General features: G+C 61.8%; 15 protein-coding genes. 7 read left to right on the top strand and 8 right to left on the bottom strand.

What is annotated here, in order from left to right; translation table 11 throughout:
• Positions 1 to 296: 296 nt before the first annotated feature.
• The 4 genes from gsiC to BLQ58_RS16485 are packed head-to-tail and all read left to right on the top strand — an operon-like array spanning position 297 to position 3,990.
• Positions 297 to 1,217 carry a glutathione ABC transporter permease GsiC gene (gsiC, locus tag BLQ58_RS16500; RefSeq protein WP_092600173.1) on the top strand — a complete coding sequence of 307 codons (921 nt, stop codon included), beginning with the start codon at positions 297 to 299 and terminating at the stop codon, positions 1,215 to 1,217.
• 10 nt (positions 1,218 to 1,227) lie between these two features.
• Positions 1,228 to 2,130 (top strand): glutathione ABC transporter permease GsiD, encoded by a 903-nt coding sequence (gsiD, locus tag BLQ58_RS16495; RefSeq protein WP_092600170.1) that lies wholly within the window; start codon positions 1,228 to 1,230, stop codon positions 2,128 to 2,130.
• Positions 2,131 to 2,134: 4 nt separating this feature from the next.
• Complete coding sequence (locus BLQ58_RS16490) at positions 2,135 to 3,151, top strand: DmpA family aminopeptidase (protein ID WP_175459933.1); 1,017 nt, start codon at positions 2,135 to 2,137, stop codon at positions 3,149 to 3,151.
• Positions 3,152 to 3,162: 11 nt separating this feature from the next.
• Positions 3,163 to 3,990 (top strand): M55 family metallopeptidase, encoded by an 828-nt coding sequence (locus tag BLQ58_RS16485; RefSeq protein WP_092600163.1) that lies wholly within the window; start codon positions 3,163 to 3,165, stop codon positions 3,988 to 3,990.
• A gap of 173 nt (positions 3,991 to 4,163) precedes the next feature.
• On the opposite strand, the gene tssE is transcribed toward BLQ58_RS16485, so the two are convergent.
• The 8 genes from tssE to tssB all read right to left on the bottom strand — a co-directional run bounded on the left by tssE (position 4,164) and on the right by tssB (position 13,735).
• Positions 4,164 to 4,592 carry a type VI secretion system baseplate subunit TssE gene (gene tssE / locus BLQ58_RS16480; protein ID WP_092600160.1) on the bottom strand — a complete coding sequence of 143 codons (429 nt, stop codon included), beginning with the start codon at positions 4,590 to 4,592 and terminating at the stop codon, positions 4,164 to 4,166.
• Positions 4,589 to 7,240, bottom strand: coding sequence for a type VI secretion system ATPase TssH (gene tssH / locus BLQ58_RS16475; RefSeq protein ID WP_092600156.1), 2,652 nt, complete (start codon positions 7,238 to 7,240; stop codon positions 4,589 to 4,591). The genes tssE and tssH overlap by 4 nt, the downstream gene beginning before the upstream one ends.
• Before the next feature lie 76 nt (positions 7,241 to 7,316).
• On the bottom strand, positions 7,317 to 7,802 hold the full coding sequence (locus BLQ58_RS16470; RefSeq protein ID WP_092600153.1) for an Hcp family type VI secretion system effector: 486 nt from the start codon (positions 7,800 to 7,802) through the stop codon (positions 7,317 to 7,319).
• A 2-nt stretch (positions 7,803 to 7,804) separates the two neighbouring features.
• Positions 7,805 to 9,529, bottom strand: coding sequence for an OmpA family protein (locus BLQ58_RS16465; RefSeq protein ID WP_175459932.1), 1,725 nt, complete (start codon positions 9,527 to 9,529; stop codon positions 7,805 to 7,807).
• A 1-nt stretch (position 9,530) separates the two neighbouring features.
• On the bottom strand, positions 9,531 to 10,181 hold the full coding sequence (locus BLQ58_RS16460; RefSeq protein ID WP_092600150.1) for a DotU family type IV/VI secretion system protein: 651 nt from the start codon (positions 10,179 to 10,181) through the stop codon (positions 9,531 to 9,533).
• Entirely contained in the window at positions 10,178 to 11,524 is a 1,347-nt protein-coding gene (gene tssK / locus BLQ58_RS16455) for a type VI secretion system baseplate subunit TssK (protein WP_092600147.1), read from the bottom strand. Before tssK ends, BLQ58_RS16460 begins: the two co-directional genes overlap by 4 nt.
• A gap of 134 nt (positions 11,525 to 11,658) precedes the next feature.
• Entirely contained in the window at positions 11,659 to 13,206 is a 1,548-nt protein-coding gene (gene tssC / locus BLQ58_RS16450) for a type VI secretion system contractile sheath large subunit (protein ID WP_217636020.1), read from the bottom strand.
• 22 nt (positions 13,207 to 13,228) lie between these two features.
• Positions 13,229 to 13,735 carry a type VI secretion system contractile sheath small subunit gene (gene tssB, locus BLQ58_RS16445; protein WP_092600144.1) on the bottom strand — a complete coding sequence of 169 codons (507 nt, stop codon included), beginning with the start codon at positions 13,733 to 13,735 and terminating at the stop codon, positions 13,229 to 13,231.
• 299 nt (positions 13,736 to 14,034) lie between these two features.
• On the opposite strand from tssB, the gene BLQ58_RS16440 reads away from it, so the two are divergent.
• The 3 genes from BLQ58_RS16440 to BLQ58_RS16430 all read left to right on the top strand — a co-directional run bounded on the left by BLQ58_RS16440 (position 14,035) and on the right by BLQ58_RS16430 (position 21,192).
• The gene (locus BLQ58_RS16440) at positions 14,035 to 16,359 is read left to right on the top strand and encodes a type VI secretion system Vgr family protein (RefSeq protein ID WP_254775989.1); all 2,325 of its coding nucleotides are present in this window, start codon (positions 14,035 to 14,037) and stop codon (positions 16,357 to 16,359) included.
• A gap of 94 nt (positions 16,360 to 16,453) precedes the next feature.
• The gene (locus tag BLQ58_RS28835) at positions 16,454 to 17,689 is read left to right on the top strand and encodes an MFS transporter (protein ID WP_139186122.1); all 1,236 of its coding nucleotides are present in this window, start codon (positions 16,454 to 16,456) and stop codon (positions 17,687 to 17,689) included.
• Positions 17,686 to 21,192, top strand: coding sequence for an ImcF-related family protein (locus tag BLQ58_RS16430; protein ID WP_175459931.1), 3,507 nt, complete (start codon positions 17,686 to 17,688; stop codon positions 21,190 to 21,192). Before BLQ58_RS28835 ends, BLQ58_RS16430 begins: the two co-directional genes overlap by 4 nt.
• Position 21,193 lies beyond the last annotated feature (1 nt).

The following is a 21,193-nucleotide window of genomic DNA, read 5'->3' as shown; positions in this document are numbered from 1 at the left end:
CGCAGACTGGCTGTTTTTCGCCCCTCTCCCGCTTGGGCGGGAGGGGGGGCGGGGGAAAGGGGAGGGCGGTTCAAATTGCGGCATGTCGGCAAGCAGAGCCTCCAGGCCCTCTTCCCCAACCCCTCTGCCGCGTGCGGACGAGGGGAGCTGGTGCAGTAGAAGTGGTAGCAGTCGCGGTAAGCAGTGCATAACAAGCTGTTTATAAATGCGGTAAGCCGAGAGGCCGCCTGCCCGTGTATGCGGGGTGAAAGGGCGGGCGGCCATCGGTCTCAAATTTCTGGTTTTCTGGTGTCAGGATGCTGAATTACTTCCTCAAACGATTTCTGGGCGTCATACCGACGATGCTGCTGGTGGCAGTGCTGGTATTCCTGTTCGTCCACCTGCTGCCCGGCGATCCGGCGCGGCTGGCCGCAGGCCCGGAAGCCGATCAGGCCACTGTCGAACTGGTCCGCAAGGACCTGGGGCTGGACCGCCCGATGCACGAGCAGTTCGTGCGCTTCTTCACGAATGCCCTGCAGGGAGAGTTCGGTACATCGCTGCGCTCCAAGCGCCCGGTTTCGCAGGAAATCGGTGAGCGCTTCCTGCCGACGCTGTACCTGACCGTCACGTCGATGGTCTGGGCGGTGATTTTCGGCATGGCCATCGGCATCAGTTCGGCCGTATGGCGCAACAAGTGGCCCGACCGCCTGGGCATGACGCTGGCCGTATCGGGTATTTCGTTCCCGGCGTTTGCGCTGGGCATGCTGCTGATGGAAATCTTCTCGGTGCAGCTGGGCTGGCTGCCGTCGATCGGCGCCGACAGCTGGAAGCACTACATCCTGCCGTCGCTGACGCTGGGCGCCGCCGTGGCCGCCGTGATGGCGCGGTTCACGCGCGCGTCGTTCATCGAGGTGCTGCAGGAAGACTTCGTGCGCACCGCGCGCGCCAAGGGCGTGCGGGAGACCGTGGTGGTCATCAAGCACGCGCTGCGTAACGCCATGATTCCGGTGGTGACGATGATGGGCCTGCAGTTCGGCTTCCTGCTGGGCGGCTCGATCCTGGTGGAGATGGTGTTCAACTGGCCGGGCCTGGGCCGTCTGCTGGTGGATGCCGTGGAAATGCGCGACTACCCCGTGATCCAGGCAGAAGTGCTGCTGTTCTCGCTGGAATTCATCCTGATCAATCTGGTGGTGGACCTGCTGTACACCGTGATCAACCCCACCATTCGCTACAAGTAAGGAGGCTGACATGACCGAGCTTTCCACGTCTGCCACCGCCACGCCGGCTTCGGCCACCGAATCCGTCCGTACGCCCTGGACCGAGTTCTGGCGCAAATTCCGCAAGCAGCATCTGGCGCTGGTCGCCGGCGTCTTTGTGCTGCTGCTGGTGGTGGTCGCCATCCTGGCGCCCCACATCGTGCCGTACGACCCCGAGAACTACTTCGACTACGACGCGCTGAACGCGGGGCCGTCGGCTGCCCACTGGATGGGGGTCGATTCGCTGGGACGCGACATCTTCAGCCGGATCCTGGCCGGCACGCGCATTTCGCTGGCCGCCGGCGTGTTCTCGGTGGTGATCGGCGCCATCATCGGCACGCTGCTGGGCCTGCTGGCCGGCTATTACGAAGGCTGGTGGGACCGCATCGTCACGCGCATCTGCGACGTGCTGTTCGCCTTCCCCGGCATCCTGCTGGCCATCGCCATCGTGGCCATCCTGGGCAACGGCATGGTCAACGTGATCATGGCCGTGGCCGTGTTCAGCGTGCCGGCATTTGCCCGCCTGGTGCGCGGCAACACGCTGATGCTCAAGCGCCTGACCTATGTGGAGGCGGCGCGCAGTATCGGGGCGTCCGACTGGACCATCCTGATGCGCCATATCCTGCCGGGTACCGTGTCGTCGATCGTGGTCTATTTTTCGATGCGGATCGGTACGTCTATCATCACGGCCGCGGGCCTGTCGTTCATCGGCCTCGGCGCACAGCCGCCCACGCCGGAATGGGGCGCGATGCTGAGCCAGGCGCGCGCCGACATGGTAACCGCGCCGCACGTGGCCATCTTCCCGAGCCTGGCGATCTTCCTGACCGTGCTGGCTTTCAACCTGCTTGGCGACGGCCTGCGCGATGCGCTGGACCCGAAGATCGACCGTCGCTGATTCCATGGCCAACGCTCCCATCGTCGGCAGCCTGCCGGCCGGCCCGCGCAATGCCATTACCGATGTGGCCGGCGTCTCGGTCGGCCACTGCACGTTGGCCGACGGCGCCTGCCAGACCGGCGCGACCGTGATCCGCCCGCACGCGGGGAATGTCTACACCGACAAGGTGCCCGCTGCCGCCACCGTCTTCAATGGCTTCGGCAAGAGCATCGGACTGGTACAGGTGGACGAACTCGGCGTGCTGGAGACGCCCATCGCGTTGACCAACACGTTCTCGGTTGGCACTTTGGCGCAGGCGCAGATCCGGCAAGCGATTGCGTCAAATCCGGAGATCGGGCGCAAGTGGCCCACCGTCAATCCGCTGGTATTCGAGTGCAATGACGGCTATCTGAACGACATCCAGGCGATGGCCGTGCAGGGCCAGCACTACGACGCGGCGCTGGCCGCGGCGGGCGCGGACGTCGCACAAGGCGCTGTCGGCGCCGGGCGCGGCATGTCGTCGTTCGGTGCGAAGGGCGGCATCGGCACGGCATCGCGCGTGGCTGGCGGCTATACGGTCGGAGCGCTGGTACTGTCGAACTTCGGCACTCCCGAATCGCTGATCCTGGCCGGCCGCGCGCTGGGCGCCGAACTCAACGCCCGCCTGAAGCCGCTGGCGGAACCGGAGAAGGGCTCGATCATCATGATCGTGGCGACAGACGCCCCGCTGGACGCGCGCCAGCTGCGCCGCCTGTCGATGCGCGCCGGCACGGGTCTGGCGCGGACGGGTTCGATCTACGGCCATGGCTCGGGCGATATCGCACTGGCCTTCTCGACGGCCTATACGGTGCCGCACCTGGCCGATGCGCCGATGCCGGCCGTGACGATGATCCACGAATCGAAACTGGACCCGCTGTTCCGCGCCGCGGCCGACAGCGTTGAACAGGCCATCGTCCACGCGCTGTGGCACGCCGAATCCGTTCAAGGCCGTAACGGCCACATCCGCCGCGCGCTGCGTGAGCTGCTGCAAGACCTGCTGTAAAGCCCGAACTCATGAAGATCCTGATTTCCGCTGATATCGAAGGCGTGGCCGGTGTTTTCCACGCCGAACAGACGCGTGCCGGCAATGGCGAATACGAGCGCGCCCGCGCCTGGATGACCGCCGAAGCCAATGCCGCCGTGCAGGGCGCGTTCGCCGGCGGCGCCACCGAAGTCCTGGTCAACGATTCGCACGGCGGCTTCCGGAATCTGCTGCCCGATCAGATCGACCCGCGCGCGCAACTGGTGCTGGGCAAGCCGCGCTACCTGAGCATGATGGCCGGCGTCGAGCAGGACTGCGACGGCGTGTTCATGATCGGCTACCACGGCCGCGCCCAGAGCCGTGGCGTACTGGCCCACACGATCAATAGCGGCGCGTTCGCGCGCGTCTGGTTCAACGGGCTGGAACTCGGCGAGGCGGGCATCTACGCCGCATTGGCCGGCGAATTCGACGTCCCCGTGCTGATGGCCAGCGGCGACGACGTCTTCATCGCCGAAACCCAACCGCTGATGCCCTGGGTGCGCTACGTGCAGACCAAGACGGCCGGCGGGCAGGGCAGCGGCACGACGCTGTCCCCCGCCGCCGCCCGCGAAGCTATCGCCCAGGCCTCCGAAGCCGTCACCCGCCAGGCCATTGGCCACCCCGAAGCCCGCTGCTTCGAACTATCCGGCCCGGTGACATGCCGCCTGCAGACCCAGACCGCCGCGCACGCGGACCTCTTCTGCCAATGGCCCACTTTCGAACGCGTGGACGGCGTAACACTCTCGTTCACGGCACCGACGGTACAGGCGGCAGTGCGGATGCTGAATTGCTGTTCGGCGATGGCGTTTATGTTGAAGTAGACGGTAATTGAGGAGATTCGGACATCGAACCCGGTGTCGCGGGTTGCCTACGGATCTGCGAATCCATAGTACGGTCCAATGCCGACTAAGAGTTCGTCATCGATATCGGCCGGCGTGTCAATCGGGCTCTTTTTTTTCCATGGCCATGCGCAGGAGCCGCCGTCCACGGCCCTTCAATCCGGGGAAGCCTTTAGAAGCGTGAGTCGAGTTTTACCATCAGGCATGAAATGCGTCCCATAGCGCACCAACCCCGTCTTCTGCAGTTGGCACGTCATCACAAAACTCAGCAACATGCCGGATTCGGGTACTTCGAGGGCAATGTCGATGGACTTCAGCCGTGGCTCATAGCGCAGCAGCGTTGTCTCGATCTCCCGCTTGAGAATGTGTGCCGAGGCGGGCAGGTGGCGGTAGATCAGCGATAGATCGCCCAGACCGTAGTCCGGCAGGTGGGCCAGGCAGCCGCGCCGGCTATTGAGAATGCGCTGGATGTTGTCCTGTACCGACAGAAAAGTCTGGGTGGCCGGATCAAGTTCCTCAATGGCGACGCCATTCGCGAAGAAGCCGGTGATGGCCTCGAAGAGGCCAGGTCCGCCGTGGGTCATGCGGGGGTGCCAGTCGTGGAAGGGGCGGTTTCTGATGTGTCGAAGGCGATGCCAATGCCATCTTCCTCGGAAAACGACAGTCGAACCGCTCGCACACTCTGGCACGTATCCCCGTGCATCAACAACTCGCGCGCGAGGACGGGCAGAATCTGCTGATCCAGCAGGCTGTCGATGTTGCGCGCCCCCGAATCGGGCAGCAGGCACGCCCGCACCAGTTCCTTTGCCACCCCTTCGTCGCAGTGCAGCGGCACGCCAAACCGCTGCTCGACGCGCCGCGCTACCTTGTCGAGCTTCATTCGAACAATCGATGCCATGGCTTCTGCGGAAAGCGGCCGAAATACGATGGTCTGAAATCGCGCCAGCAACGCTGGCTGGAAATGCCGGACCAGCACCGGACGTAGAAGTGCCAACAGCGCGGCGCCGTCGGGCTCGCTGCCCGTTTCGCTGCAGGTTTGCGTGGCGGCGAGGATATCGTCGCTGCCCAGGTTCGAGGTCATGATGATGACGGTGTTGCGGAAGTCGATTTCCCGACCCTCGCCGTCGCGCATGCATCCGCGATCAAAGACCTGATAGAACAGGGTCAACACATCTCGGTGGGCCTTTTCGACTTCGTCGAGCAGGATCACGCTATAGGGCCGCTGACGGACGGCCTCCGTCAGCACGCCGCCTTCACCGTAGCCAACATAGCCGGGCGGCGACCCTTTCAATTGCGAAACGGTGTGGGCCTCCTGATATTCAGACAGGTTGATGGTGATCAACGATCGCTCGCCGGCGAACATCAGGTCGGCCAGGGCCCGCGCGGTCTCGGTCTTGCCGACGCCGGAAGGCCCGACCAGCAGGAATACGCCAAGGGGCGACGTTTCCGAGCGCAGGCCCGCCTTGGCGGCTCGCAGGCTCTTGCCCAGCGCGGCGAGCGCCTCGTGCTGGCCGACCACGATGGCGCCCAGGCGGGCTTCGATATCGAGCAAGGTTGCCCCTTCTCCGGATAGCAAGGTATCCATCGGCACTCCAGTCCAGTCGGCGATGACCTGGGCGATGGCGTGTTCGTCGACTTCAGCGTGAATCAAGGGCTTGTTTTTGTCCTGTACGAGCGTAGCGCGCGCCGCCTGCATGGCCGACGTCAGCTGGCTGCGTGCCGACGTACCGCGGGCGACGCGCCACTGCTCGCGGAGGGTCGTCAAGGCATCCGCTGCAAGCCGTTGCCCGGTGTAGGCGTCGTCGAGCTTCGCCTTCAGGCTGTCCAGTTCTGCCAGGCGGGCGTCGATCGATGCCAGCCGCGCCACGTCTCGGCTGCCAGTCATGGCGTGATCGTCGTGCAGCGCGGCAAGTTCGACCTCAAGAGACGACCGTTCGGCGCCGCACGCCAGAAGTGCGGCTGGCGTGGATTGCTGGCTCATGCGTACCCGAGCCGCGGCCGTATCGATCAGGTCGACAGCCTTGTCCGGCAGTTGCCGCCCGCTTAGATAACGGCGCGACAGCCGAACCGCCGCGCCTACGGCGGCGTCGGTGATATGTACGCCGTGGTGGCGCGCATATCGGTCCTTGAGACCGCGCAGCATCACGCAGGCATTGTCGTCATCGGGCTCGTCGACCTTGACCATCTGGAAGCGCCGCTCCAGTGCCGCATCGCGTTCGAAGTACTGCTTGTACTCGGACCACGTGGTGGCGGCGATGGTCCGGAGTTCGCCGCGCGCCAGGGCGGGCTTGAGAAGATTGGCGGCATCGGCGGCACCGGCGTTGTTGCCCGCACCGATTAGCGTGTGCGCCTCATCGATAAACAGCAGGATCGGTGTGGCGGACTGCTGCACGGCGTCGATGACACTCCTGAGCCGCTGTTCGAACTCGCCTTTGACGCCTGCGCCGGCCTGCAACAGGCCCAGATCCAGGGCAAGCACGGCGACATCGCGGATCGCGGCGGGCACATCGCCGTTGGCGATCCTGAGCGCCAGACCTTCGACAAGGGCTGTCTTGCCGACACCTGGTTCGCCCACCAGAATCGGATTGTTCTTACGGCGGCGCGCCAGGATTTCAATCATCAGGCGGATTTCCGCATCGCGGCCGAACACAGGGTCGATTTGCCCGTCACGCGCTTTGCGGGTCAGGTCCATGGTGAAGCGGGCCAGCGCTTCTTGCTGCCCAGGATGGTCCACGGCCGACGCGCCCTGCGTGACATCCTCGGTGCTGGCGGCGGACGCGGGCGGCTTGGGCAGGCAGTTGTCGATATGCGCGATCGGGGCGGTCAGCAAGGGCCAGGCGTCGGGCGCGCGCAACAGGCTGGGATGCTCCGAAAGGGCGGACAGGAGATGAATTGTCCCGAGCAATGACGATCCGTCCAGCGATGCCCGAAGCCAGGCTGCTTCCATCCATCGACCAAGACGCGCTGACACGCCAGGCTTGCCACGGAGGTCGCACGGCAGGCGTTCTATATAGTCCAGCAGACCGTTTCGGATGGCGTCTACATTGACATCGTGGCGACGCAGCACCCTCGGCAGATCGTTGTCGCCGGGTTCGAGCAGTGCGATCAGCCAGTGTTCGACTTCGATATTGCGATGTGATCGTGTTTCACACAGGCAGGCGGCTTCTGTCAGCGCCTGGGCGCTGGGTTCGTCAAGGCGGCGCAAGAACGGTGAGTAGTCGCGGGAGGTCATGTCGCGTATCGTGGTGTGTCAGGTCGAGGCGGAAAATGGCCGGTGCGCGGCACCGGCCAACCGTCACGCGCAGGCGTCAGGCACGTTCATTCCAGCTGTCGGCGTGGATGATGTTGCCGTCCTTGTACGACCAGGTGATCTTCTCGTAGCGCAGTTCGATCTCCTCGAGGTGGTTGTGCTTTTCGAATGCGGGGTTTTTGATGTCGAGCATCTTCGGCGTGACGCCGACCACCTTCACGCTTTCGAGCGTCGTGTTGAAGTACTCCTTTTCCTTGCCGGCGTCGTCGATGCGGTACCACTTGATTTCGATCGACTTCAGCGTCTGCCCACTCGTGACGGCCTTGTAAAGATAGGGCGTGGCCGCGTCGGTCTCCTTGGTGAACTGAATGGGGCGGTGGACGCGCGTGCCGGTCAGCTTTCCCGTATTCGAGTCGGTCGGGATATGGACGCCATGCTCGAAGGCGACGATTTCGACGCTGCCTTCCCGGCCAGATACCGTCACGGAGCCTTTGATGTCGGCGCCGCCGTCGTCCTTGATCCACATATATGCGGGAATTGCCATTGCTACTCCTTTTGTTGGAATGAACAGGCCGGAAGGCCAGGGATTGCAGAACTGCCGCGCGCTATTTCGCGACAGTCTGTGACAAGTGTGATTTCTACGCGACGGTTCGCCGCCCGTCCGGCGGCGGAGTCGTTGGAAGCCTTGGGCCGGCTATCACCGTAGCCTTGGATGGCAAAGTGGGTCACGGGCAGTCCCGCGGCATCGGACAGCCAGTCACGAACCGATGCCGCCCGGGCTTCCGATAGCCGCAGGTTCGATCCGGCGTTGCCGATGGAATCTGTGTGGCCCGCGACGAGCACGCGTTTGTCGGGATGTGCCTGGATTATTGCCACTGCCGCGACCAGCGCGCGATTGGCACCAGGACTCAACGTGGCGGAGCCGCTTTGAAACAGCGACAGGCTATCGAGTTCGATTGTTGATGGCGCCGCCGCCGGCGGACTGTAGGCGGCAATCAACGCGTGGATCGGCGACAGCAAAGGCGTACCACGGTAAAAGCCGAACCCGAGTCGGGGTGGCACGCCATGGACCTGGTAGCCTTCAAGTACGTCGCGGTGGCGCTTGAGCGTCTGCAAGGCGTCGACCCGGGTGGCGTCATGTTTCGGGTCCAACTGGCGATATCGGGACATGTCCTCGGTCACGCGCGCCACCAGCGCCCGATTCTGCCAAGCCGAAGCGGCTGCGGCCGCGCAGAAGGCAAGCATCAGCCAAACAAAGGCGTGCGCCACGGCGCGAGGCAGGACAGGTTGAGGCCGCTGGATCGGGATGCCGGCCAGCAGCGGCGCCGGCAGAGGGTAGGCCGCCTGTGGCGCGGTGCGAGCGGTGGATACCAGTCCGGTCCGTTGTGAAGTGAATTTGCCGAAATGCGAGGCCACTCCCTGGGATCCCGATACCGCCGTAACGCCGAAAGCCGTCATCCTCAATGGACTGAAGTGCGAGCCGGAATCGGCGCCTTCGCGCACGACTGGCAACATCACGTCGGCGGCCCATTGGGCGACGGCGCCGAGGCGCGCGGCGCGATGCATGCGCTGCTCGCGGTCCAACGCCGTCGCGACCTGGGCGTATGCCGTCAGCCCCGTGGACAGGATTTCGCACAGCGTGTCGCCGTCCTCAATGTCACGCCCCGACACCCCAAACCATGGACACTCGTCGGGTGGTCCGCCGGCTTCCGCTGCATAGATGGCAAGGCAGACCGGCAACGGGTAGCCTAGCGCGCGTCCGGCCTCGGCAATGACGGCATGCCAGCGTCGCAGATAGCCGGACAACTCCGGGTAGTCGGGATGATGGTCGGCGGCCACCAGGCATGCGACGGCATCCGGCCCTTGGCCGTCACGCCAATGCCGGAGCGCGACAGCCGACTCGGCCAGGCCGGTTGCATTTTCGACGCGCACCCAGACGGCATTGCCGGTGATCCGGATCGGATCGTCTCCGAAGGTCGACGCCAATGCGGAGTCGCCTAGCGTCAGAACCAGCGGAACAGTGCGACGGATATGGCTGGGCAAGCCATCAAGGGATGCCGCGATGGATTGCAATGTGTCCCGTGATGGTGCCTCTCGGGTGCGCAGATGGCGGGACCACCAGCACATAGCCACCGCGGCCAGGACTGCGGCGAGACCGAGAAACACGTTCCAGGTATCAGACCATGGAGACCAGAACGCCAGCCATGCCAGCGCAAGCAGCATCACCCAACTGGCAACAGCGCGATAGGGATAGCCTTTCACAATCGGCATCTCAAGCAGACAGCCTGGCGATGGAGGAATCCAGCCAGCGATCCAGCGCGATGTAGATCAGTCCTGCCGCCGCCAGTGCAACGGCTACCCAGGCGAGTGGCGGCATGTTCCATCGGCGGTGTTCCTTGCCCGCAGTGATGACTATGGGGCCGACATGCTTTCGCCATCCCGCTCGCTCCAACTGCGCATCGATCGCGCCGATCAGCTGCTCACGGGACGGGCTGTCGTCCAGGGCGAATCGCCCGCGGAAGCCAAGCCCCATGACCGTATAGAAAACCAGCAGCAAGGGTACGACGGGTTGCGGCTCCGCAAGTCTCTGTTCGATGCGCGCGATCAAGGCGTCGCCTGCGTCGTAGCTCTGGAACTCACGGACTTGAAGTGGTTCACGCTCCCAAGCCTCACGCGCCGCGTCCGAAAGATGACGCAGGGCGATCTCGTCGAACAGCGCGCACAGCGCGTAGGCGGCATCCGCAATGACTGGCGACGGCTGTCCCGCTGCCTCGAACTCTGCCTTCAGGTCGGCAATGTGGCCCAGACAGGTGGCACGAAACGATTCGAACGTGTCCGCGGGTCTTGCGCCCTGCGCGAGTTCGGTCACCGTCAGCGCGGTATCGCGCAAGGCCAATGGAAGAACAGTGGGCAATGTTGTCATGCCGGCAGCACCGCAAAAAGCTCAAGGGAGACATCCGGCAACGAGGCCGGGACGTAGAACTGGCATGCACGCGCGTCGAGCATCCGGGAGAAGGCAGGGTGCGAACTGTCCAGCGCAAAGTACTGGTTCTCGATTCGCACGGGGATGGCAGGCGGCAGTCTTGCCGACGGCTGCAACGGGATGCCCTGGAGGGCGGAATTGATAATCTGTTCGACTTCGTCAGGCGCACCGGCCTTGCATAGGCGGGGCATCTGCTCGAGCAGCGTATGGGCAGGGACGTTTGCTTGTACGGAAAGAAAGTAATCGGCACCCTCAACAAGACGCTGGTCGTGGAGGCGGCCGATCCAGATCGTCGGACGCGCTCGTTCCAGAGCAATCGGCACTACACGCGTCGGAATGACCGAGTCAAGCAACCGTCGAATCAACACTTCCAGCGTAGCGAATGCCGCTTCAGGCGCGCGGTGATTGTAGGCGGGTATGGCGGCAAGCGTTTCTGTCGTAGAGAAGGTCAGCAGCGAACCGGCCAGCCTGGCCAGTACACGATAGAGATGCTCCGGGTGCTGCTGTGGGGCCGCGGAAAGGCGCGCCAGTTCTGGCCAACTGCCATTGACACTGTGCAAAAGCCAGAACAACGCCACGTCCGCCACGGCGAAGTCGGCAATCTGGTCCGAGCGTTCCCGTCGACGTACGGCCAGGCTCGCACTCTTTGCCGCGAGAATCTCCGATAGCCGGTGAATACGATCCGTCAGTTGCTTGCTGGCGGACAGGAACAGACACGGCGGCACAAAGGTGTGATCGACCTCGAAATGCCCTCGCGTCGTACGGACCAGACGTGCGACCGGGCAGGTAACGAAATCCGTAGCCAGCTCGAAATCAAAGAGCAGGGAAAGCGCGTGCCTCTCGATGCTGACCTCTTCCTGGCCGTCGCCGAGCAGGTCTGGAAGGGCTCGGTACTCTCGCAGGAAACGACGCGGGCGCGTGGGGGCGGCGCCTTCCTCGACGCAGTTACTGCCTTGCGCATCAAACAAAGGCAGGCCGATTGTGACGACTACGCTATCGGCGCTGTCAGGCACCACACCGAGGTCGCGCGGCAAAGGCAGGAGATCTGCCGTATCGGTATCCAGAAGCGTGCCATCGGGCATCCGCACCGTCAGCGTGTTAAGACTGAGCCGGTCGATGCCCAGGGCCTGGTCGTCGAGCTCGACACGGATAACGCCCCAGGGTTCAGGACTGGAAATTCGTGCAACCTGTTCGTCAACATGACGCTCCCACAAGGTCTGTTGTTGAAAATGTTGGGGAGTCATGAAAATCCCCTGCGTCCACAACGGTCTGCAAATCTTCATGTCGATCGGTAATTGCCATGGGCCCACCTGGCCGGGCGCCGCCCAACCAGGAATCGCTGTCGTGCGAGGCAACGAGAACCGCGGCACGACAGCTTCGATGCTTTGCGGGGCGTGGTGCCCCCCGCTTCAACGGTTCAGTTCTTTGCCTTCGGCATTTGGGAGACCAATGACAGATTGATGTCCATCCCTTCAATCTGGAAATGCGGCACGATGAAGAGCTTGACGCGGAAGAATCCCGGGTTGTCCTCGATATCCTCGACGACAACCTTGGCCTCGCGCAGCGGATGCGATGCCTGGAGCTCGTCGCCCGGATCGGTCATTTCCGTCACCAGGGTCTTGATCCATGTATTGAGTTCAAGCTCCAGAACGCGGCGGTCCTTTGTCGTGCCGATGTTCTCGCGCTGGATCAGCTTCAAATAATGAGCGATGCGCGAAAGCAGGAAGATGTACGGCAAACGCGCGTTGACCCGGCTGTTTGCCGTCGCTTCACGCGTCTCGTAGAGCGCCGGCTTCTGCGCGGAGTGCGCGGAGAAAAAGCACGCGAAATCATGATTCTTGTAATAGGAAAGCGGGATAAAGCCGAGATTGGCGAACTCGAATTCGCGTGTTTCCGGAATCAGCACCTCGGTCGGAATCTTGGCCTGGTTGCCGGTGCCCAGGTCATAGAGATGGATTGGCAGGTTTTCCACGAGACCACCGGCCTGGGGTCCGCGGATTTGCACACACCAGCCATTTCGGACAAAGCTGCGCACCATATTTGCGGCAAAGGCGAACGACGCGTTGGCCCAAAGGTAGCGGCGATGGTCTGGGCCTTTGACGGCTTCGGTATAGTTGAACGCGCGCACGGGCACGGTTTCCGGTCCATATGGCAGGCGTGCCAGAAAGCGCGGTAACGTCAGGCCGATATAGCGAGCGTCGTCCGAGTCGCGAAAGCTCTTCCATTTCAGGTACTCGGCCCGATCGAAGTAGTTGCCGATATCCCGGATGCTGGCAACTTCCTCCATCGAATCCTTACCGAAGAACTGCGGAGACACCGTGCCGATGAATGGCATGTGCGCGGCCGCAGAAACCTTCGCGATATTGCGGAGCAGTGCGATATCCTGCGCGCCGCGATCGAACGCATAGTTCGAGATGATCGATCCTATCGGCTCGCCGCCGGGGGTGTCGTACTCGCGAATATAGGTATGCAGGTAAAGGCCGCTCTGGATAACTTCTGGCGTATCTTCAAAGTCTTGCCGTAGCGCATCCTTCGAAACATCAAGTACCTCGATCTTGACGTTCTTGCGGAAATCGGTGCGATCGACCAGAAACTTCAGGCCGCGCCACGCCGACTCGATTTCCTGAAACGCCTCGTGGTGCATGATCGCATCAAGCTGGCGGCTGATTTGCGCATCGAGCTTGGCAATATGGAAGTCGAGCAGGCTCTTGTCGAGCCGATCCACTTGCTGGGCCGATTCCTGAATCATTTTCAGGAAAACGCTCATGGCTTGCGTGACGCGTTCGTCAAGCGAGGAGTCCGAAAGGGCGTCGGCGCATTCGAATGATTCCACCGGACGTGTACTTGTTACAGGCGTCAGATTGATCTTCTCGCACAGGGATTCGTAGACGCTCCTGGTCGCGCCATCGAGCACGGCTGGCGCTTGGGGCTGGCCTTGCGTGGCCCCGATTTGTTGCTTCGACATGAAATATCTCCTCGAGGACCGTTCAGCGGGTGGCGGGTTTGTCCTGCGTAATTCCCTGCAGGTCGGCTCTTAGCCGTTCGGAAAGGGCAGGGTCCTTGAGAATTTTTTCCAGTTCCCGGCGGAACGTTGCGTTGTCGAGCAAATTGGATTTCAGGTCGCGCAGCAGGTTGCGCGCCGCCATCAGCGCGCGTAGTTCCGGCACGCGGCTCGCGACGGCTTCGGGCTTGAAATCGTCCATCGAGCGGAAATCGATATCGACGTCAAGTTCCGACCCGTCGTCTGATAGGGTGTTTTCGACTGCTATGCGCGCCTTGGGATTGAAATCGGCGAGCACAGCATCGAAGTTGTTTTTGTTGATGGAGACCTTTTCGCGTTCGGCGAGCGGTCGGATGTCTCGTCCGTTTCCGTAGTCGCCCAGGACCAACAGTTTTAGCGGCAACTCGACCTTCTTCTGCGCCCCGCCGGTGTGCAGGTCGAGCTTGATGTTGACCCGCGCCTTCGGCACTTCGTTCTGGAAGCTTTCAGCCATTGTCTGATTTCCTGTTGCACTGCAATCGATTGATGTTCGTTTGGCCGGGATGGAGCCCCCATCCGGTGCGCGAACCCGTGGCGTTTTAGCACTGCGCTATCGGTGTCGTACATCGCAGAGTTGCGAAAAATGAGAGGCGGAGGAAGGCGATTTGCAGTGCGTCAGAAAAGACGATCTCAGTGGTTTCTCCAATCATCAATTCCCGGTAGCGTGCGGCATCTTGCGTGCGGCGCTGCGACGCGAACGATCATGCGGCGACCACGCTGCAACGGGAGTGGAGGACCATGGCGGATGAATGGATGCAGGTCGGGCAAGCGGCGATGGGGCTGGTCGGAAGGCTGATGCGAGATCAGTCCTACCGCCTCGAAGTCCCCGCCGCCCCCACCGCGATCGCACTGTCGGTGGTGTCTTTCAAGGCCGTCGAGACACTCGGCAAGCCTTACCGGGTGACCGTCCAGCTGACCCATCCGCTGGAGCTGGACCGCGCCGACTACCTGAATCGTCCGGCGACCTTCGTCATCGACCCCGGCGATGGCAGCGAGCCGCGCCGCTTTGCGGGATGGATTCCGGTGTTCTCGAAGACTCGCCAGACGCGCGACTTCCATGGCTACGAGATGGTCGTGGAACCGCTGGTGACGCGCCTGCGGTTGACACCGCGCAGCCGCGTCTATCAGCACAAGACCGCGCCGCAGATCATCGAGGCAATCCTGCGCAGCCACGAACTCGAAGGCCATCAGTTCGCTTTTCGGCTACGGCGCGAGTATCCCGAGCACAAGTTCCGCCTGCAGTACCAGATGTCCGACTGGGATTACGTGCGCCTGCTGATGGAGCAGGAAGGCATGTATTGCTACTTCGCGCCGGGGAAATTTGGCGAAATTGTGGTGTTCGGTGACGACATCGACCATTACATCTATCAGCCCGAACTGCGGGTGCCCTATCGCGAGACGGCAGGGCTGGAGTCAGGCACTGAAGCCGTCTTTTCGATTCGTACCAATACGAAGACCGTCGCCAGATCGGTCCTGGCATCGGACTACAACCCGGCCCACGCCTACGAGCGGCTCATGGCCGACGCCAACATTGCATACAAGGATCGGACGACTTATGGCGAGCCATACATTCATGGCACGCATCATCTGGATATGGCCGGCGCGAAGTGGGAGGCGTTGCTGCGCCACGAGGCGGCCATCGCCGGGCAGGTCGTCTATCAGGGCGAAAGCAACGTGCTGGCGTTGCGCCCGGCGCGCATCCTTCGCATGGATACGACGCTGCCGGATGCGCCGAACGGCCAGGTCATCACCGAAGTCATCCACACGGGCGCCCGCGATCAGGCTTATCGGAATACCTATCAGGCGATTCCTTCGGACCGGCGCTTCCGTCTGCCGGTCGACGAAGCCAAATGGCCGCGCATCGCCGGCACGCTGAGCGGTCGCGTCACCACGCCGGGCCAATACAAATATGCCTACCTGACGCAGGACGGGCACTACACCGTCCGCTTCGATCTCGACTTCGATGCATGGCCGAATGGCCAGGAAAGCGTACCGCTGCGGCTGGCCAAGCCGTTCGCCGGCGCGGTGCAGACCGGCTTTCACTTCCCGCTGCTGGAAGGCACCGAGGTCGCCATCGCCTTTCACGACGGCAACCCCAATCGCCCCTATATCGCCCACGCGCTGCACAACAGCCACAATCCCGATCTGATCATCGGCCGGGACGGCTGGCAATCGCGCAACGTGATCCGGACGCAGCGCAACAACAAGCTGCGCTTCGAGGACTGGGAGGGGCACGAGGGGATCAAGCTGTCGACGGAGTACGGATGGCGGACGCAGCTGAATCTTGGACATTTGGTCGACCGAGAAAGACAGAAGCGAGGATCCGGCTTCGAACTAAGGACGTCCGAGTTCGGTGCGCTCCGTGGTGGAAAGGGTCTATACCTGACCGCTGCAGACCAGCCAAACGCGGAAGGCAAGCAACTCGACATGGACGATGTGGCGGAAACCTTCAAGCAGGCTACGGAGATCCTGCAATCGCTTTCGAAATCTGCAAGCGCTGCGAAGGCGTGGGCGGCTGAAGTTGACAGGCAGCGTGCGCTTGTCGAAAAACGGCTGCTGGGCCTGCAGAAGGCCTGTCTGGTTGCGACTGCTCCATATGGAGTGGGCCTAGCTACCGGTAGCGATCTGCAAATTGCTGCGCGTAAACACGTTTTCTTGACAGCAGGTTGCGGTTTCGATGTGGGTGTCCTAAAGCGGATATCTGTCGCCGCAGGCGAAGCGATATCTCTATTTGCTGCAAAGCTTGGTATTCGAATTTTTGCATCGAAAGGAAAGGTGGAAATACAAGCCCAAGGCGATGGCTTGGATCTGATGGCGTTGAAGGATATTGCTATCACTTCGTCTGAGGGAAAGCTGACCCTTGTCGCGTCGCAGGGCATCCGGCTATCGGATGGCGCTGGTGCGTACATGGAGGTTCGCAATGGCAGAGTCCTCTTGGCCAGTCCCGCTGGAGCGGTTGAAGTAAAAGGACAGTTGCGTATCGAAGGGCCGGCAGGGAGCGCCGTTTCGTTCCCGAGTTGGTCAAGCACTCAGCCGGAAGGCGTCAAGCACAACGGGCGGTTCGGATTTTCGGAATAGGAACGGATGCCACGCGAGCTTTTGGTCCTCGGCCTTTCTTCCCATGCGTGTCGTCTGAACATTAATGAGAGTTTTTGAGGCTGTTGGTGAGTTGATGTCTATTGATTTCGATAGGGTACAGCCACGCGTCGTTGTTCCAAAGTCACCCCGAATACGTGCTTGGCGGTGGGGAGCCCTGTTTGTCATATTTGCCGCTGCGGGTATTGGTGTTGCAGGGCTTCTTTGGTGGCAAGCTGAGTACGAACAGTGGATGCTATGGGTAGGGGGCTTCGGTTACTCGGTGGCATGCTGGCTGTTTGCCCTGGCCCTGCGTCTCGGTCTAGGGCATCTTGACTGCAGCCAAGCTGTTGCGGAAAACGAAGTGCGAGACGAAATTGAGGAGGATTGCCATGATCGAGCCAGCAGACCTCTCATGGCGATCAGTTATGCCCAGCGCACCGCCACGGCGGAGATGGCGCGCGTCGTTAGCATCGATCTCGGTGCCGATTCACATGATCATGCACCCTGTTCAGAACTTACGGATCGAGCCGTTCCTGCGCCACGCGCACTGAGGATACCAAATCGTCCGTTCTACCCTAGCAATGTACTGGGTGAACACGTACGCCATCGGGAAATCTGCTCTTGGCTCTTTGCAGATCTGGTCGGTGAAATCGTATGTGGTCTGTGCGCATTGCCTCCGGGATGCGTACTGGATGTTCGGCTTCGGGTCACTGCACGTGTTGATCCTGACGAGACTTGCCAAGAGCTGGAGGCGCTATTGTCGTCAAAAGCCCGTGGCTTGATAGTGCGTGTGACACCCGGGGCAGGCAGTCTTGACATATCGGAGCTGGAGCAATGGCACGACAGCATGGTAATGAATGAAGCGAAACTTGTTGTTGTGATTCAACTTCGAGACGCTATCAGCGACGGCATGGAATTTGGGCATTCAGAAGGCGCCGCAGCGATGCTGGTTCGCCGCATAGGCGCATCGGGCCCATCAGCGGACCTTACATCAGCCTTGCACATTCATCGACCAGGACGTGGAACGGTGGATTCGATTCCTCGGACGGTTGAGCTGGCCTCGAAGTGGGGACGCACTGCCGTGGATCAAATCGAGACGATATGGATGCAAGGAATTTCGACAGAAGCATACCATCAGCTGAATAGGATGCTTGGCGGCAGCGTATGGAAGAGGGATCTCGACGAGATGCTTGGGGATTGCGGTGATGCAAGTCCCTGGCTTGCCGTCATTCATGCATTGGAAAACGCTGCGCGCCTGGCGCTACCGCAACTTATCGTTGTTCAGCATGGGAACAGCATTATATCCCTCGTTTGCAGGAATCAAAAATGAAGGAGAGACCGCATGTAAATTCGGCGATGCTATACCTCGGCATTGCACTATTCATTCTGTATATCGTTGTAGCGTTCACCACTTGGGTGGCCTTGATTCGTTATGAAAAAACATCTGAACAAGTAGCGATCATCGAGCTATGCCTATTTATTGGTTTCTTGATCGGACTGATTTTCTTGAAATATTTGCAGGCGGTCGTCCTTCTGATCGCCAGATTGAAGTCATCGGTGTTCTCGTCCCGGCTAGAAGATCGGACGTCGTCTAAAATGGAAGTAGGCGAAGCGTCGGGGCCGACACCGTGGACGGACCTTCGATCCGTGCAACGGGCCTTGCGCGGGAGGCACGGAAGAGGTTGGCGACGTCGCGTGCCGTGGTTACTCGTGTGTGGCGATGGCAGGACCATCAACACAATTGCGCGGGGACTTGATGCAGTCGGCATTGTCGATGCAAAAGATTCGGTTCTAGTCCATGCAACGCCAATCGGTGTTGACGCGAACCTGTGGTGGAAAGAGCTCGTAAGGGCGCGCCCGCGTCGACCGATCGATGCGCTGGTATATGTGGTCGCCGAGGACGACTGTCTCGCGAACGAAAGTGATGTGCTACGCAAGTTGGCTGCGATGGAGGAAGAGTTTCGTTGGAGCCTCCCGGTTGTTCTGCTATGTCCGGCTGTAGGGCCGGGTCAGTCAGCGCGACACGAGTTTGCTGGCGTCTTCATTTCGGGGGGCGTGCACGAAAGTACCGAGGAGGCTGGCCATCTGGTGGCCGGTGCGCTGGATTCGCTGGAACGTCGGCAGGCGCTCGACGCCATCTATGCGCGGAACATCACCGACCGAGCAGGCGTTGTCAAGCTTTCCGCTGTCGTTGGCTCGATGTGCGGCAGATTTGTGCGCTTTTCGAGAACATGGCAAGCGTCCGACTGGATGAAGGGGCGTTTGAGCGGTGCGGTGTTCGCCCTAGCAGGGCAGCCTGGGTCTAGTCATGCAGAACCCGATAACGGCTGGAAGTGTTCGTCTTCATTGTCACAGGTTTGGCACGAAATTGGTGCGCAGTCAAGGGCGTTTTGTGTCCGCCCAATAGGTGCACGTCGAGCAGGCGCTTTTATTGCGATCGCCATCGCATGTATTTGTGCCTGGACGTCGGTGATGATGGTCTCAGGCATGCAAAGCTCCAGAAGTGTAAGTACGGCCTTAGGTGCGATTCAAGGCATTCATCGCTCCACAAGTCCTGAAGACAAGCTCAGTTCTCTGGTTTCGCTCCAACACCAAATCGATGTTTATAAGCAGCGCATATCGAACCACTCGAGTTGGTGGGCGCGCGCCACCCTCAACCGCGACGCCGAAATCCTCGCCGCGTTGCGGAAACCCTACGGTCACGCCGCCCGCCAGCTTCTGATCACCCCTGTGCAGCACGACCTCGAAGCCTCTCTCGCAGACCTTTCCCAACTTCGAACGACACAACTTGACGACCAGACTACTCGGTGGGCGATGGCCGGTCGCGACACGCTCAAGGCGTACCTGATGCTGGCGAATCCCGCTCGCGTCGAGCCCGATTTCCTTGCGGCGCAGATGGCGGCACACTGGACAACCGGTGCGCGGCTGACGCCGGGTGAAAGGATGGACATGGCCGAGCGCCTGGCCAACTTCTATGCGCGGCACCTGAAAACGAATGAAGCCTGGAAGATTGACGCGCGAGGGGATCTGATCGCAGGCGCCCGCAGGACCTTGCTGGCCGTCATCGGGCAGACCAATGCACAGGACACGCTCTACCGGGGCATCCTGGACGGTGTTGGCAGCAAGTACCCGGACCTGACCTTGGCGCAGCTTGCCGGCGGCACCGATACGCGCGGTCTGTTGCGATCCTCGGCGGTGGTGCCGGGCGTCTTTACGCGACAGGCGTATGAAGGTTATGTCGCGGACGCGATCGATGCTGCCGCCAAGCGGCGGGATATTGCCGCGGACTGGGTGTTGTCCGACGATGGGGCAGACGGTCAGGCTGGCTTTGGCATGACGGAGGGGAGTGACTCCGCCGATTCGATGCGTGTCGCGCTGACTGCGCAATACTTCGCCGACTATGCCGAGCACTGGCAGGCCTTCATGAACGCGTTGCAATGGGAGCCGGCCCCAACGTTGCCGGCATCGATTGACCAACTCAAGCAGATGGCGGATGTGCGTCAGTCGCCCGTTGTTGCGTTGATGAAGTCGCTTGCGTACCAGGGCGGGGCCGGGCTGCAGAAAGCTTCGTTGGCCGAGGCGCTGGTCGACAAGACGAAGTCCATCCTTGGCGGCAAGGGTGAAGGGGCGAGCGCCGCGAGAGCGAACGGGCCGCTTGATGCAGCGTTTGGGCCGGTGTTGCGACTTGCCGGTCAGCCGGGGCCGGGTGGGCCGGTTGGCACTGGCGATCTGAGCCTGCAGCGATACTTCGATCGCGCGACGGCGCTTCGCCTGCGTTTGCAGCAGATCACGCAAAGCGGCGATGGCGACGGCCAGGCGCGGCAGCTGGCGCAGGCGCTGTTTCAGGGCAGGGGGTCGGAACTGGCTGACACGCAGGCCTATGCCCAGTTGATGGCCGCCAGCCTTGGCGCCGAATGGGCCGGCATGGGCGAGGCGCTGTTCGTACGGCCGGTTGTGCAGGCCGCGCAGGCTGTCCTGCGGCCGGCTCAGGCCAGTTTGAACGAGGCATGGCTGAAACACATCGCGATGGCGTGGGGGAGGGCGTTTGCAGGGCGCTATCCATTTGCGTCGACCGCCAATGACGCTTCGCTGCCTGAACTGGCGCGCTTCCTGCGGCCGCGGGACGGGCTGATCCATGCCTTCCTGGGCAGTCAGCTTGCCGGCGTGCTGGAACTGCAGGGCGACCAATGGGTGCCCGTTGCGGCAGGTGCGGAAGGGCTGGATTTCGATCCGAATTTTCTCAAGGGTATCAATGCCTTGCAGCGGATTGGTGCCCGAATGCTGGTGCAAGGCGAACCGCAGTTCCAGTTCGCGCTAAAGCCGATCCCGACGCCGGGCCTGACTGACACGCTGATGACCGTGGACGGTCAGACGCTTCACTATTTCAACCAGCGCGAAGGCTGGCATGCCACACGGTGGCCGGCCGACAATCTCCAGGCACCGGGCACGCGCCTGCAGTGGCAGACGGAGACAGCCGGGACGAACAAGCACTATGAATTCGACGGGCGCTGGGGATGGATCCGGATGCTCGAGCGCGCCGATGTCGAACCCATCGACAGCGCAACGTTCCAGCTGACATGGCAGGGTGCGCCAGATACGGGCATCGCGGACAAGCAGGCAGTTGCTGCCGACCCGGATAGTCTGACCGCGCGCGAAAGCCATACGCCGGTGTCGGCCGCGATGGCGTATCCCATCCGCTACCAGATGCGGACCGAGGCGGGTCATGGGCCTCTTGAATTGCTGGCCTTGCGAGGCTTTGTGCTGCCGTCGCGGATCTTTGCCGATTCCGGCCGGCATTCGCTGGCGCAGGCCAGTGCGACGGCATCCCACTGAC

The sequence above is a fragment of the Ralstonia sp. 25mfcol4.1 genome, from assembly GCF_900104095.1.
GTDB lineage: Bacteria > Pseudomonadota > Gammaproteobacteria > Burkholderiales > Burkholderiaceae > Cupriavidus.
The sequence above is the reverse complement of the archived record's forward strand: the minus strand, read 5'-3'. Positions and strand labels throughout refer to the sequence as shown.